Consider the following 15500-nt stretch of genomic DNA (forward strand, 5'->3'; position numbering starts at 1 on the left):
TAATATGAAATTGCTAACTTTAAACTGTCATTCTTGGCAAGAAGAGAATCAAATAGAAAAGATACAATACCTTGCTAAAGTAATTCAAGAAGAAGAGTACGATGTCATCGCATTGCAAGAAGTAAGTCAGTCCATACAAGCTGAAAATGTATGCGGTAACAAGAAAGAAGATAATTTTGGACTTTTACTATTAGAAGAGTTAAAAGCGCTACATGTAAAAGATTACAATATTACTTGGGATTTCTCTCATATTGGTTATGACGTGTATGAAGAAGGATTAGCAATTATAACGAAGCATAATATTATAAAAGAAGATACGTTCTTCATTTCAGAAAACGAGGATACAACGTATTGGAAAACGCGTAAAATTGTAAGTGCAACAATTGCTTATAATGGTAAGGATATAACGTTTTACTCTTGCCATCTCGGTTGGTGGAATGATGAAGAAGAGTCATTCGAAGGTCAAGTCGATCGTTTGATGGAGCGTGTAGATAGCAATAAGCTCGCCTTCTTAATGGGGGATTTTAATAACAATGCTCGGTTGGAAGGCGAAGGTTATGAGTATATGATGCAAAAAGGGTTGTATGACACATATGAATTAGCAATAGAGAAGGATGAAGGAACGACTGTCCAAGGTGAGATTGCTGGTTGGGATGAAAATAAACATAATTTGCGAATCGATCTAATATTGTGTAACCAAAGTAAAAAAGTTCATTCTTCAAAAGTTATTTTTAATGGTACAAACAGAAATGTAATTTCAGATCATTTCGGTGTAGAGGTTCAATTGGATATATAATAGAAGAAATCCTCACAGAGAATAAAAGCTGTGAGGATTTTTTTTAGGAATACAAGTATTTCCAAGAGAAAATACTTGTATTTTTTATGACATTTCATATATATTTGTTATTATTGAATGTAAAACCGATTTGGTCATTTTGTATTCATACTTTGACTCACTTCGTTATATAATGAAGTAAGTGAAAGTTAATGGGAAAAAATAGTACGTTTTTGGTTAATACACGATGTAGAAAGTGATATAATTGCAAAATGCATGTATCATTTTCTAAAGAAGGAAAAATATATAATTAGGTGATAACTTCTATGAAACAAATTTGGCGTATTTATAAGACTGATTTACGGAATGTAGCCAAACATTGGGCTGCAATTGTTATTGTTTTAGGATTAATGATTTTACCATCGTTATATGCATGGTTTAACATTAAAGCTTCTTGGGATCCATATGGAAATACAAAAGAGGTTCCCATTGCAGTTTCTAACCAAGATGCAGGTTCTAATTTAAGAGGGAAAGATATTAATATCGGGAAAGAGATTGTAGACTCCCTTAAGAAAAACAAAAATCTTGGCTGGAAATTTGTAGATGAAAAACAAGCAATTTACGGAGTTGAGCGTGGGGATTATTATGCAAGTATTACGATTCCAAAAGACTTCTCTGAAAAAATCGCAACTGTTCTGGATGAAAATCCGAAAAAACCAGAACTGGATTACTATGTGAATGAAAAAGTAAACGCGATTGCACCGAAGATTACAGCAAAAGGTGCATCAGGTATTACAGAAGAAATTAGTAAAAACTTTGTAAAAACAGCAAACGGTGAGATTTTTAAAATTTTCAATGACCTTGGAATCGATTTAGAAACAAACTTACCAAGTATCGAAAAAGTAAAAGATCTTGTCTTTAAGCTAGAAGCGCAGTTCCCGGAAATGAATACACTTATGGATAAGGCGTTAGATGATGCAACTCGAGCAGAAGATGTTGTGAAAGTAGCGCAGAAAGATTTACCTGTTGTAGAGAGTGTAATAAATGATGGGCAGGAAGCGTTGGCGAATTTAGATAAGTTCTTTGCAAGACAAGATCAAACATTAAAAAATGCTCCAGGGACGATAAGAAATGATTTAGTGGCAGCAAAAGGCGTTATGGATAGTGCAGCTGCATTTACTGACTTTTTAATGAATCCAGGTGTAGAATTAAATATTCCTGATTTGTCTGGAATGAATGGATTACCTGAATTCCCAGCGAGACCAGATCTTTCTAAGTTGAATAGCGATGGGTATAAAGGGATAGCACAAAATATTAATCAAACAGTAAATAATGTTTTAAGCTCATCACGTGCAGGAACAGCTTATGCACAAAGTGTTATGGATGGATTGCAAAATGGAAGCGTTGATCCAGAGATAGCTAAGAAAAATATTTCGACTATATCTAATAATCTTCAAACGCATATTGACAATCTTTCTTATGTAATTGATGTTATGGCTCGTTTAGAGCAAGGGGCTCAAACTGAGTTTGGGCAAAATTTCTTTAAAACAAGAAAAGAGCATTTAACGGATATTAAGAATGGACAACAAGATTTAAATAATCGTTTTAAACGTTTAAACGATTTAATTAGCACAGGTCAGGAAGTTAAACAAGATGTGCGTGATGGAATTAATCAGAAATTAAATGAAACAAATGCTTTAATCGATCGAGCTGAAAAAGATTACAATGAAACGTTTGTAGCTGATTATAAAAAGGCAGTTAGCGCGGTAGATCAAGCTAAAGCTGATGCAAATCAAATATATGATAATGCAAAAGCAGATTATGATAAAGCAAAAAATAGCCTTGAAGGTGCAAAAGCAGATTTACAGAAAGCAAAAGAAGATGTACAAAATAGAGGTATTAACGGTTTAGATTCAACGAAAGTAGCTTTAAATAGCTTAAATGGTCAATTCCAATCTGGAATCGGTTTAATTGATGATATGATTCCAGTTCTAGAAAGTACAAATAAGGTTTTAGCGGATGTAAATAGTGATAAAAACCTTAATAATGGAATCGTAAAATTAAACAAAGCGAAAAGCAGCTTACAAAAAGGTGTAGAGGCAACGAATAAGGGAATTACACTTCTTAACAATGGCCAGAAACCTACAAAAGATGTAATTGAAAGTATTAACAACGCTGCGAAGGGCGGATCAGCTCAATTAACAGATGTATTATCGACGTATGATTCAGAAATTGTACCTAATTTCAATACAGCAATTGCTCGTACAAAAGAGATGTCGAAAAATACAACTCAAATTTTAAATGATGCAGACAAAAAGCTTCCAGATGTTAAAAAATTACTAGAAGATTCATCAAAAGGCTTAGTAGACGGGAAAAAGAAATTAGCAGATATTAAAGCTGAAATGCCGGAGACTGAGAAAAAGATTAAAGAATTAGCAGATAAAATTCGTGATTTTGAATCTGAAGAGGATTTAAAAGACATCATACGCTTATTGAAAAACGATGTTGAAAAGCAAAGTGATTACTTTGCGAATCCAGTAAATTTAAAAGAGAATAAATTATTTGCGATGCCGAACTACGGTTCAGCGATGTCACCATTCTATACAGTGCTTGCATTATGGGTAGGCGCATTATTAATGGTTTCATTATTAACGGTAGAAGTACACGAAGAGGGCGCGAATTATAAGAGCCATGAAATTTACTTCGGACGTTTATTAACATTTTTAACGATAGGTCTTTCACAAGCGTTTATCGTATCGATGGGAGATATATTCTTACTTGGTACGTACGTAGTCGATAAGTTCTGGTTTGTGTTATTTAGTTTATTTATTGGTGGAGTCTTCGTTTGTATCGTATACTCACTCGTTTCTATTTTCGGAAACGTTGGGAAATCGATGGCGATCATTTTACTTGTACTGCAAGTAGCAGGATCGGGCGGAACATTCCCAATCCAAATGACACCAGCGTTCTTCCAAGCGATTTATCCGTTCTTACCATTCACATACGCAATTAGCGCAATTCGTGAAACAGTTGGCGGAATGCTTTGGGATATCGTAACGCGAGATTTACTTGTGTTAAGTGCTTTCGTAGTAGTTATGATCGTTGCTGCGTTATTACTGAAAACACCAATTAACAAATCAAGTGAAAAATTTGTTGAGAATGCAAAAGGAAGTAAAATCATTCACTAAAATAAAAGGTTCCTACCGATAGAGGTAGGAACCTTTTTGTTTAATCAAATTTTAATTTTTTTAATGCTTCTGCGAATGGGGTATTTAATGGTTCTTCTTCTTTTTTCTGTTGTTTCATATATTTTTGAACGTCGCGTTTATCGGCTTTGTTTCCAGATTCTTTTTTACGTCGCTCTTGGAATGTTGATAATTTCTCGCGATAGCCACATTTACATGCGAAAATTTGGCCTGCACCCTCACCACGTAATTCTAGTTTCTTTTTACATTGCGGACAGCGAGCGTTTGTTGTACGAGATACATTTTTACGATGACCACATTCACGATCTTGGCATACGAGCATTTTTCCCTTTTTGCCGTTTACTTCTAGCATTGGTTTACCGCAATCTGGACAAGACTTCGTTGAAATGTTGTCATGTTTATATTTTTTATCACTCGATTTAATTTCAGAAACAATTTCTTTCGTATAGTTCTTCATTTCCGAAATGAATACTTCTTTCTTTAATTTTCCTTTTGCAATTGCTTCAAGTTTTTGTTCCCACTCACCAGTTAGTGTAGGTGATTTTAATTCTTCTGGTACTAAATCAAGTAATTGACGACCTTTTGATGTAATGTGAATATCTTTACCACGTTTTTCAATTAAGAAAGAATTGAAAAGTTTGTCGATAATATCTGCACGTGTCGCTACAGTACCTAATCCACCAGTCGATTTTAACGTATCAGCAAGTTGTTTATTTTGCGTATCCATATATTTTGTAGGATTCTCCATTGCTGAAAGTAAAGTTGCTTCATTAAAGCGTGCAGGTGCTTTCGTTTGACCTGATGTTTGCATAAGTAACTTTACAGTTAATGTATCGCCCTTTTCAATGTGAGGTAGAATCTGCTCTTTTACGTCATCAGTTACATCATCGTCTTCAAATCGATTTTCGTATACTTCCTTCCAACCAGCATGTAAAATCGTTTTTCCGCGTGCAATGAATGTTTCATTACCGACCTTTGTGCGTAACGTTAGTTGTTCGTATTCGAATGCTGGGAATAAAACAGCTAAGAAACGTTTTACAACTAAATCATAAATTTTGCGTTCTTTATCTGTGAATGCTGAGAAATTAACGTATCCTTCTGTTGGAATAATCGCATGATGATCGCTTACTTTACTATCATCAACAAATGATTTGTTAGGTTTGATAGGCTTTTGTAATACTTTATGTGCGAAGGGACGGTATTCTCCAACACCACATGCTTTTAGACGTTCTGGAAGTGTTCCAACGATATCAGATGAAATGTAGCGTGAATCTGTACGAGGGTACGTTAGTACTTTATGCTGTTCATACAATTTTTGCATAATATTTAATGTTTCTTTAGCAGAGTAACCGAACTTTTTATTTGCATCACGTTGCAATTCAGTTAAATCGTAAAGACCAGGAGAGAATGACTTCTTCTGTTTCTTATCAATTTCCACAACAGTAGCATTATGTTTATCTAAACTTTTTACAATACTATCAATTTTTTCTTTATTAAAACTGCGGCTATTGCCATTTGCATCTTGCCAAGTAAGTTTGAGCTTCTCCATTGTTTGAGCTTCGATGCCATAGTAAGTTTGTGCTTTGAAGTTTTTTATTTCATCTTCACGACTAGCAATCATAGCGACAGTAGGCGTTTGTACACGGCCACAATTTAACTGAGCATTAAAGCGAGTTGTTAAAGCGCGAGTTGCGTTAAGACCGATATACCAGTCAGCTTCTGAACGTGCAACTGCTGAAGCGTATAAATTGTCATAGGCTTTACCTGGTTTTAAATTTGCAAAACCATCTTTAATTGCTTTATCGGTTACAGAAGAAATCCATAAACGTTTGATTGGTTTATTTAGCTTAACTTTATCGATAATCCAGCGTGCGACTAATTCCCCTTCACGTCCAGCGTCTGTTGCTACAATAATTTCATTTACATCTTTTCTAAGTAGCTGACTTTTTACAGCATTAAATTGTTTACCAGTTTGTTTAATAACCGTTAATTTCAAACGCTCAGGTAGCATCGGTAAATCTTCTAAATTCCACTTTTTATATTTCACATCATAGCTTTCTGGATCAGCTAATGTAACGAGATGGCCTAAAGCCCAAGTTACAATATATTTACTACCTTCAAGGTAGCCGTTTCCTTTTTTATCACACTTAAGTACACGAGCAATATCTCGTGCAACGGAAGGTTTTTCAGCGATTACAACGCTTTTTGCCATATTAAAAACATCCTTTCAAATTTCCATAAGTTAAATATAGCATACATCTTCTTGAGATTCAGTTTCGCTCCATATTTGAGCTGTTTTTAATGGAGTGAACAAAATCCCAACTGATTAAAGTTTCAATTTATCAGTTGCTCCTATATTAAATAGAAAAGTAAAGAACTTGTTATTTTACTAGAATAAGAGTAGACTTTGAAGTAGATGAATAAGAAACACATGGGAGTTTGTGGATACAAACTGAGAGTATGACTACTAGTCCGTCATTGACCATTTGAACCTGTTGGATAATGCCAGCGTAGGGAGAGTGTAAAAGCACATGTTCAGGCACTTTGCGTACGCGCGAAGTGTCTTTTTGTGTATCTCCCATCATTATAGTTAGGAGATGAAAAGGATGAATATGAAAGAAATTAGTAAAGTAGTGGATTTGGTGAGAGAATCTAATCCGCTCGTTCATAATATTACAAATGTTGTTGTAACAAATTTTACTGCTAACGGTTTGTTGGCACTTGGAGCATCGCCTGTAATGGCGTATGCAAAAGAAGAAGTAGCAGAAATGGCTAGCATTGCTGGAGCGTTAGTATTAAATATGGGGACACTTCGTCCTGAAGAAGTAGAAGCGATGTTACTCGCGGGTAAATCAGCAAATGCGAACAATGTGCCAGTACTATTTGACCCAGTTGGTGCAGGAGCAACTTCGTATCGAACAGAAGTTGCGAGACATATTCCAGCCGAAATAGATTTAGCAATTATCCGCGGAAATGCGGCTGAAATAGCAAATGTTATTAATGAGAAATGGGAAATTAAAGGGGTAGACGCTGGTACTGGAAATGGCAATGTTGTAAGTATTGCAAGGCAGGCAGCAGATGAACTAAATACAGTTGCGGTCATTACTGGAAAAGAAGATGTTGTTACAGATGGAGAGAGAACTATTGTTATTCGAAATGGTCACCCTATTTTAACGAAAGTTACGGGAACAGGTTGTTTACTAACTTCTGTAATAGGAGCATTTGTAGCAGTGGAAAAAGATTATGTAAAAGCAGCAGTAGCCGCATTAACGTTTTATGGTGTAGCTTCGGAACTGGCAGCTGCTAAGGCGGTAGAAAAAGGGCCTGGTAGTTTCCAAATTGAATTTTTAAATCAATTAGCTAATACAACTTCAGGTGATATTGAGAAGTATGGGAAGATTGTGGAGTTAGAGTAAGAGGGAGTGAAAGAAATGGCACGCATTGAAATAGATAAAATGTCTAAGCTATTGCAAGTGTATTTTATTATGGGAAGTAATAACTGCACGAGGGATCCTTTAGCTGTATTGAAAGAAGCGTTAGATGGTGGAGTGACACTTTTTCAGTTTCGCGAGAAGGGGGAAGGTTCTTTAATCGGAGAAGATAGAGTGCGCTTTGCAAAAGAATTGCAGACGCTTTGTAAGGAATATAGTGTTCCTTTCATTGTAAATGATGATGTAGAATTAGCCATTGAATTAGATGCAGATGGTGTTCATGTTGGACAAGATGATGAAGGAATTACATCTGTTCGTGAAAAAATGGGAGATAAAATTATCGGCGTATCTGCTCATACAATTGAAGAAGCACGCTTTGCAATCGAAAATGGAGCAGATTATTTAGGCGTTGGACCTATTTTCCCAACGAGTACGAAAAAAGATACGAAAGCGGTTCAAGGAACGAAAGGATTAGCTTATTTTAGAGAACAAGGAATTACAGTGCCAATCGTTGGTATTGGTGGGATTACAATTGAAAATACAGCGGCAGTTATAGAAGCGGGTGCGGACGGTGTTTCAGTTATTTCAGCAATTAGTTTAGCTGAATCTGCGTATGAAAGTACGAGAAAATTAGCTGAAGAAGTAAAGAGAAGTTTGTAGGGAAGGAAGTGTAGTATTTTAAGTGCTACATGGAGAAATAGACTGCCCAAAAATTTAAACAAACATTTGATTAAAAAAGCACAAACCTTTTTAAATAAAGGTTTGTGCTTTTTCTTTAAAACATAATTGAAATTAAGAGCATTCCAATTCCGATAGAAGTAAATGTTGCAATTAGACCCGGAATCATAAAACTATGATTTAATACGTATTTACCGATACCTGTTGTACCAGTGCGGTCAAAGTTAATGGCAGCAACGATTGTCCCATAGTTTGGAATGAAGAAGTATCCATTTACTGCAGGGAACATCGCAATCAGTAGCGCTGGTGGAATGCCAAGGGATAGTCCAAGTGGCATTAAGGCACGAACTGTTGCTGCTTGGCTGTACAGTAAAATAGATAGAATGAATAGTGCGATGGCAAATAGCCAAGGTGCACTTGTTACTAAATGCTGAATGGATCCTTGAATCATATTTAAGTTTCCATTAAAGAAAGTATCTCCCATCCAAGCGATACCGAAAATAGCAACAACTGCTGTTGCTCCTGCTTTAAAGACGTTACCAGACACAATGCTTTCTACATTTGGTTTACAGAAAATAATAATAAGAGCCGCGATAGTTAACATAACCATCTCAATTGTGTTCGGCATGGAAAGACGAGCTAACTTCCCATCAACTGTCCATCCTGGACGAAGTGCTTCAAATGAACCGAGAAGTACAACAAGGAAGGTTCCTACAAGGAAAAGGATAACTGATAATTTTGCACCCTTTACACCTACAAATTCTTTTTTCTCTTCAAGCTTAGGAATCATTCCTTCTTTTAATCGTTTTAAGTATTCAGGGTCTTCACTTAATTCTTTTCCCATCTTACTAGCAACAAATGCAGCTATCATACAAGCGATGAAAGTAGAAGGGATACTTACTTTTAAAATATCTAATAAGGTGATTTTATAGTCAGCTAACATTGCTAAAAGTGCAACTGTTGCAGCTGATATAGGACTAGCTGTAATTGCTTGTTGGGAAGCAATTACGGCAATTGACATTGGTCGTTCTGGTCTAATTCCCGATTCGCGAGAGACTTCAGCGATAACAGGAAGTACAGAATAAGCAACGTGACCAGTTCCTGCACAAAGTGTAAATAAATAAGTAACAATTGGAGCAAAGAATGTAATGCGTTTTGGATTTTTTCGTAATGCCTTTTCAGCTAGATGAACAAGGTAGTCCATTCCTCCAGCGGCTTGGAGTGCACCAGCAGCTGTAATTACTGCCAAAATCATAAGCATTACATCGATAGGAGGCGCCGTTGGTTGTAAGTGGAAGACAAAAACGAGTATTGCCATACCAACTCCACCCATTACTCCTAAACCAACTCCGCCTAGGCGTGCACCAATAAAAATACAGAGTAACAAGGTAAGAAATTGTAGCCAAAACATGATAAACTACCTCCGAAATTCATTAGTTAAGATATATTCGAATAGTTTAATTTGAATGAAAATTAAATAAATACCCGAAGAAATCCTTGTTATTTATACATTTTTTATTATATAACACAAAAAAAGTAACATTCACGTACTTTTTGAAATTATTTTGAAAAAGCAATGCATTAAAAATTTGTATTTATATCTCTAAATAAGTAGACATTTTGATTTATATGTTGTAATCTTTGAAAGAGAATAAATTAATTCTCATAGAACTCCCATATCGTTCAACTCGTTCAGCGAGAAAGGCAAACTGATGGAAACATGAGGACGCAAAACTACAGGAGCTAAGGTCGAAAGGCTACGCTAGCCAGTTACCGGACGGATAGGGTTGGTCTTGGCCAATGCTTTTACATTGGCTTTTTTTTATTCTCGAACATATTGAGAAACATTTTCAAACAAAATATTCATATATTTTGTTTTTTTGTTTATGTTGATTAAGGAAGGTGGATATTAATGAAAAAATATTGGCATAAGTTATCGTTCCTTCAAAAGAACGTCTTATTAACCGTATTAGTTATTTTGACACTTGTTGGAAGTATGGGTGCATTAAGTTTCAACATGTTTCAAAATAGTATGATGTCTTTATTTGAAAGGCAGTCTATTGAAACAGGAGAAATAGTATTGAAAAAATTGGATGTAGAATTAGTTAGAGACATGGCGAAAGATCCTACAGCCGAAAAAGTGAAAAAAGAAAAGTTAACAGAGAAATTAGATGAAGTGTCAAAAGAATTGAAAAGTGTTGGACAAACGTATGTTACAGGAGCAAAGCCGAATGAAAAGCGAGAATTACAACTCGTTGGTTTGACTACAGAGTTAACAAATGCGTTTCCTATAAAGCCGGGAGATTATTATGAACAACCCGCTCATTGGATGAAGGCATACGATAAAGTGATTGATACGAAAAAGGCCCAAATAACAGAAGTATATGAAGATGAAATAGGTTCGTGGGTGACAATATTAGAACCAATTACAGATGGAGAAAACAATATTGTTGCAATTATTGCGGCTGACTTAGATGCTTCCATTGTTCCTATTACAAAAGAGAAGTTTATGATACAGGGCTTACTCTTTATCATTATTTCATTAGCAATTGCGACTATTACTCAATTCTTTATCGTGCGTCACTCGTTAGCTCCATTAAAAGATTTACGAGAAGGGTTACGTAAAATTGGTGAAGGTGACTTAAGTGTTAAATTAAAAGAAAGACCAGATGATATTGGAATTATTAATGTTTATTTCAATAACACGATTGAAAAATTTAAAGGGATTATAGATAAAGTAAGGCAAACTGCTGAGCAAGTTTCTTCTTCTTCACAAGAATTGTCGGCGAGTACAGAGGAAAACAGCATGGCAGTTCAAGAGATTGCAAGTTCTATTGAAGGTTTAAGAGTAGGGGCACAGTCTCAAAAAACTTCAGTACAACAATGTTTAGGAATTGTACATGGAATGGAAGATAAGGTAGAAGAAATAACTGGGGCTGCAAAACAAGTTGCGGTTGCTTCTGAAGGTATGGAACAACATTCAATTGAAGGTAATGAAGTGATTGGACAAATTATTAATCAAATGAGTTTAATCCAAAATGCAGTACAAGATTTATCTTCCATCATTTATTCGTTAGAAACAAGGTCAAAAGAAATTAGTGATATCGTAACTGTAATTACAGGTATTTCAAATCAAACAAATTTATTAGCTTTAAATGCTTCTATTGAGGCTTCACGTGCTGGAGCAGCTGGAAGAGGGTTTGCAGTTGTTGCTGATGAAGTACGAAAATTAGCAGAACAAACGGAAGCGTCTGCAAAAGATATAGCGAAATTAATTGGTGAAACACAAGCTGAGACAGAAGATGCTGTAGTTTCCATGCAAAAAGGTTCAAGAGAAGTAGAAACTGGAATTTCGCTTGTTCAAAGTAGTGGAGATTTCTTTGAAAAAATCTCAAAATCAGCGCAATCTGTTACAGATCAAGTAAAAGCTGTTTCTGGTAATTCGAGTGACATTTTACAAAATAGCCAGAATATTGTTCAAGTCGTAAATGAATTATCACATATTGCAAATACTTATGCCAACAGCAGTAGTAATGTTGAAGAAAGCATGAAAGAGCAAGAAATATCAGTACAAGATATTGCAGAATTAGCGACTTCTTTAAGTTGGCTTTCTCAGGAATTACAAGAGCTTATTGGTGAGTTTAAAAGCGAATAAGGAGAAAGTTCAATTCTAATCAAGGGAATCCTCCCTTGATTATGAATTGAACTAATCTGCCCTTTAATAAGGGATGAAAAAGGTGTGAATTTTCACACCTTTATTATATTTAAGAGAGGAATTTACATAAATATGAAATTAGCAATTTCTTATAGTGAGATGGTAAAAGAATTTTTAGGAAAAGTAGAAGGAAGTATTAAAATACCTAAAGATGTGCAAGGAACGGAACTTAGGATAAAAAGGAAAACGGAACTGTTTTCAAATTTGACTCACATTGTGGATTTAATAGGAGCGACTACAACGTGGTTATATCATATTTCTAAAGAAAAACATATTGTCGTGCTTTATCATGTAAGAGGAGGTTTATTTCCGATTACTATTGAAGTTTCTAATTTTCTCTCCTATGAAAGTTTAAATTTACAAATTGAAGAGCAACTGGAGCAAATTAAAGAAATGAATGAGGAAGAAATAGAAGAGTTTCAAAACGGTAATACATTATATGAAATGTCACCTATTATTATTGGTGAAACATATTATGAGCTACAAGACATGAATACATTACAATTTGTATTTAGTAAAAATATGAAAAGTGTAGAAATAATATTTAATAGTGTTAATTGGAAAGAGACAACGATTACTCGTTATGCACAACAAATACAAGGTGTTTTAATTGATATATCACAAAATACTAATAAGTATATAAAACGTTTTAATATTATTACAGAGGCCGAGATGGCACTTTATAGTCAAGTGAATGATACGACAGCAGTATATCCTGAGAAAAGTATCGTCGATATGTTCTATAATACTGTTACTCAATTTCCAAATCGTATAGCTTTATCTTCAAGGGAAGGTACTTTAACTTATGAGGAGCTAAATAAAAAAAGTAATCAAATAGCTCATATGTTAATTAAAAACGGCGTCCAATTAGGAGACTATGTTGGAATATTTATGAAACGTAGCATAGACACAGTAGTAAGTATGGTAGCTATATTAAAAGCTGGTGCAGCGTATGTTCCAATTGATCCAGATTATCCCGAAAGTAGAATACAGTACATTATTCAAGATAGCCAAGCGAAAGTTATATTGATGAAAGAGACGCCTATAACATGTGATGGGGTTCAAACAGTTTCAATGTATGATAGTGAAACTTATGAAGATATAGATGTAAAGTTGTCTATTCATTGTGACGATGTAGCTTATATGATTTATACATCTGGTTCAACAGGGAATCCAAAGGGAACGATGTTAGCACATAGAGGCGTTGTTAATCTGTATACTTGGATGAAAAAGCAATATGAATTGACAGAAGAGGATGTATTTGCCCAATTTCCTTCCTTTAGTTTCGATGCCTCTGTATGGGAGTCATTTGCTTCTTTATTCTGCGGAGGAAACTTGTATGTATTACTAGAGGAAGAGCGATTGTCTGTAGAAGCATTTGCAAATGCAATCTATAAAGTGAAAGCAACTTCAATCTTGGCATTAGCAACAATTTTTGTTCGACAAGTAGCAACTTATTTAGCAGAAGAAGATATATATAAGCTAGCTTCCCTAAAAAGAATTGCGATTGGCGGTGAAATGTTGCCTGTAGAGGTTATTAAATTGTGGAGAGAAAGAATAGGTACAAATGTTGAAATTTATAATGTATACGGACCGACAGAATGTACTGTAGTGACGACAACCTATAAAATACCTAGTCAGTTAAATGAGGATGTTGCGAGTATTCCCATTGGTAAACCATGTGCTAATTATCAAGTTATGATTTTGGATGAGAATATGAATCTTTGTCCAATTGGTGTACCTGGTGAATTATATATAGATTCAGTGGGATTAGCAAAAGGGTATTTTAATAAGCCTAATAAAACAATTGAAGCTTTTATTCCGAACCCTTTCAATCCTATAGTCAATATATATAAAACAGGTGATATCGTTAAGTTGCTAGAGGATGGAAATATAGAGTTTTTACATCGGAAAGATGATCAAGTAAAAATTAGAGGACATCGTATTGAACTAGGAGAAATCCAAAGTAAAATTTCTCATAATCATAATATAAAAGAAAATGCTGTTTTTGCTAAGAAGAGTAAGGAAGGTAGCCAATATTTAATCGCGTTCTATACAACTTTAAATAAAAAAGAAATACCAGAATTAGTTTATCAGTTACAAGAGCAATTACCAGATTATATGGTGCCATCTAAACTAATTTATATTAATGAATTACCACTTACACCTAATAAAAAGATTGATGTTAAGAAGTTAGCTCAGTTAGAAGAAAAGTATGAACCGGTTCGTCTACAAGAATATGTTGCACCTTCTAATAAAGCAGAAAAACAAATAGCGAACGCTTGGGCAGAAGTATTAGGAATTTCAAAAGTTGGAGTACATGATGATTTCTTTACAATTGGTGGACATTCATTAAAAGTATTACGAGTCTTAACATTGTTAAAAGAAGATTTCTCACATTTAACAATTCAAGATTTCTTTAAAGAAAGAACGATATATGGATTAGCTCGAATTGAGCGAGAAGTAAAAGTAGAGAAAGAAGAAGTATTTCGTGAATATAAAGTGATTCACGAACCAGATACTATCACGTATGCAAACGTTTTGGAAGAAACCCAGATTTCAAATGTCTTTTTAACAGGAGCTACTGGTTATTTAGGATCACACATATTATATGAATTGTTGAGAGATACATCTGCTACTATTTATTGTTTAGTAAGACCAACGAAAGATGTGCAGCAAAGAATTATAGATACATTAACAGGCTACTTTAATGATATATGTGAAGAATGGTTACAGCGTATACAGGCCGTAGCTGGTGATCTGGGAGAAGAGTATCTTGGGATGAGCGAAGAAGAATTTATGTTCATCAGTTCTAAGATGGATACGATAATTCATTGCGGTGCAGATGTAAGACATTTTGGAGATGTAAAACAATTTGAAAATATAAATGTCCAAGGAACTAGCCGTATGCTAGCATTAGCGGAGAAAGGTGCTACATTCCATTTTATTTCTACAATTGGTATCCCGTTAGAATTAGCGGTAGATCAATGGGATACATACATGAAAACTGGTGATTTTAATTACAGTGTAGACTTAGAGAATGTATATTCAAATAGTAAACTACAAGCGGAAAACATTGTTCGTGAAGCAATGAAAAATGGTTTGCGCGGAAATATTTATCGTGCAGGTAATTTAGCATGTCATTCAGAAACAGGTTCGTTCCAACAAAATATTGAAGGAAACGCATTTTATCGTCTTATTAAAACAATGCTATTAATTGGGAAAGCACCAAATGTGAAGTGGAAAGTTGATTTCACACCAATTGATTTTGCTAGTAAATCAATTGTATCGTATTTACAAGATGCGCAAATTGTAGGAGAGACGTTACATATTTGTCATCCACATCAAATTGAGTTTGAACAATTTATACAGCTAATTGGAGAGTGTGGATACAATCTTGAAATGGTTCCACTTTCAGAATATGTAAATACCGGACTTGCATTAGCGAAGGGAAATGAAGTAATAGCAGAGTTAATTGCTTCTCAAGTTGCAGGAGATGGAGCGCAGCAATCTGAAATTGTAATGGGTACGCGTAGAACGAATGAATGGATTAAGAAAAAAGAATTGATAGTACCAGCAATTAATAAAGAATTTATTCAGCAGTTATTAGCTCATGGTGAAAAAGTTGGTTATTTTCCAAAAATAATGAAATGATTATGCATGCTTTTGTTTGTTCAATAAAATAAATCATGCTA

The 15500-nt window shown here is 34.7% G+C and carries 8 protein-coding genes and 2 riboswitches; of the genes, 6 read left to right on the forward strand and 2 right to left on the reverse strand.

Going from position 1 to position 15500, the window contains the following annotated elements:
- The first annotated feature begins 4 nt into the window (after positions 1–4).
- The gene (locus MKY21_RS02125) at positions 5–796 is read left to right on the forward strand and encodes an endonuclease/exonuclease/phosphatase family protein (protein ID WP_000771985.1); all 792 of its coding nucleotides are present in this window, start codon (positions 5–7) and stop codon (positions 794–796) included.
- A 305-nt stretch (positions 797–1101) separates the two neighbouring features.
- On the forward strand, positions 1102–3963 hold the full coding sequence (locus MKY21_RS02130) for a YhgE/Pip domain-containing protein (RefSeq protein WP_341075327.1): 2862 nt from the start codon (positions 1102–1104) through the stop codon (positions 3961–3963).
- A 40-nt stretch (positions 3964–4003) separates the two neighbouring features.
- Here MKY21_RS02130 and topB read toward each other — a convergent pair whose 3' ends face one another.
- The gene (topB, locus tag MKY21_RS02135) at positions 4004–6193 is read right to left on the reverse strand and encodes a DNA topoisomerase III (RefSeq protein ID WP_341075330.1); all 2190 of its coding nucleotides are present in this window, start codon (positions 6191–6193) and stop codon (positions 4004–4006) included.
- Between the two features lie 209 nt (positions 6194–6402).
- Positions 6403–6515, forward strand: a riboswitch (TPP riboswitch).
- A 72-nt stretch (positions 6516–6587) separates the two neighbouring features.
- Here topB and thiM point away from each other — a divergent pair.
- Positions 6588–7397, forward strand: a complete 810-nt coding sequence (gene thiM / locus MKY21_RS02140; RefSeq protein ID WP_001056095.1) for a hydroxyethylthiazole kinase — start codon at positions 6588–6590, stop codon at positions 7395–7397.
- 15 nt (positions 7398–7412) lie between these two features.
- Positions 7413–8072: a thiamine phosphate synthase gene (thiE, locus tag MKY21_RS02145; RefSeq protein ID WP_000090966.1), complete on the forward strand. Its 660-nt coding sequence runs from the start codon at positions 7413–7415 to the stop codon at positions 8070–8072.
- A 115-nt stretch (positions 8073–8187) separates the two neighbouring features.
- On the opposite strand, the gene MKY21_RS02150 is transcribed toward thiE, so the two are convergent.
- Entirely contained in the window at positions 8188–9501 is a 1314-nt protein-coding gene (locus MKY21_RS02150) for an anaerobic C4-dicarboxylate transporter family protein (protein WP_000498701.1), read from the reverse strand.
- Between the two features lie 282 nt (positions 9502–9783).
- Positions 9784–9868: riboswitch (cyclic di-GMP riboswitch) on the forward strand.
- Positions 9869–10002: 134 nt separating this feature from the next.
- Between MKY21_RS02150 and MKY21_RS02155 the strand changes: the two genes are divergently transcribed.
- Complete coding sequence (locus MKY21_RS02155; RefSeq protein ID WP_000761078.1) at positions 10003–11745, forward strand: methyl-accepting chemotaxis protein; 1743 nt, start codon at positions 10003–10005, stop codon at positions 11743–11745.
- A gap of 132 nt (positions 11746–11877) precedes the next feature.
- On the forward strand, positions 11878–15459 hold the full coding sequence (locus MKY21_RS02160; RefSeq protein WP_341075335.1) for a non-ribosomal peptide synthetase family protein: 3582 nt from the start codon (positions 11878–11880) through the stop codon (positions 15457–15459).
- Positions 15460–15500: the final 41 nt, after the last annotated feature.

The organism is Bacillus sp. FSL R9-9497 (genome assembly GCF_038005805.1).
Classification (GTDB): Bacteria; Bacillota; Bacilli; order Bacillales; family Bacillaceae_G; genus Bacillus_A; species Bacillus_A cereus.

Bases quoted from the DNA above. Each gene is read 5' to 3' on its own strand.
- MKY21_RS02155 (WP_000761078.1), top strand. From the start codon at position 10,003: ATGAAAAAATATTGGCATAAGTTATCGTTCCTTCAAAAGAACGTCTTA.
- MKY21_RS02160 (WP_341075335.1), top strand. From the start codon at position 11,878: ATGAAATTAGCAATTTCTTATAGTGAGATGGTAAAAGAATTTTTAGGA.
- thiE (WP_000090966.1), top strand. From the start codon at position 7,413: ATGGCACGCATTGAAATAGATAAAATGTCTAAGCTATTGCAAGTGTAT.
- thiM (WP_001056095.1), top strand. From the start codon at position 6,588: ATGAATATGAAAGAAATTAGTAAAGTAGTGGATTTGGTGAGAGAATCT.
- topB (WP_341075330.1), bottom strand. From the start codon at position 6,193: ATGGCAAAAAGCGTTGTAATCGCTGAAAAACCTTCCGTTGCACGAGAT.
- MKY21_RS02125 (WP_000771985.1), top strand. From the start codon at position 5: ATGAAATTGCTAACTTTAAACTGTCATTCTTGGCAAGAAGAGAATCAA.
- MKY21_RS02150 (WP_000498701.1), bottom strand. From the start codon at position 9,501: ATGTTTTGGCTACAATTTCTTACCTTGTTACTCTGTATTTTTATTGGT.
- MKY21_RS02130 (WP_341075327.1), top strand. From the start codon at position 1,102: ATGAAACAAATTTGGCGTATTTATAAGACTGATTTACGGAATGTAGCC.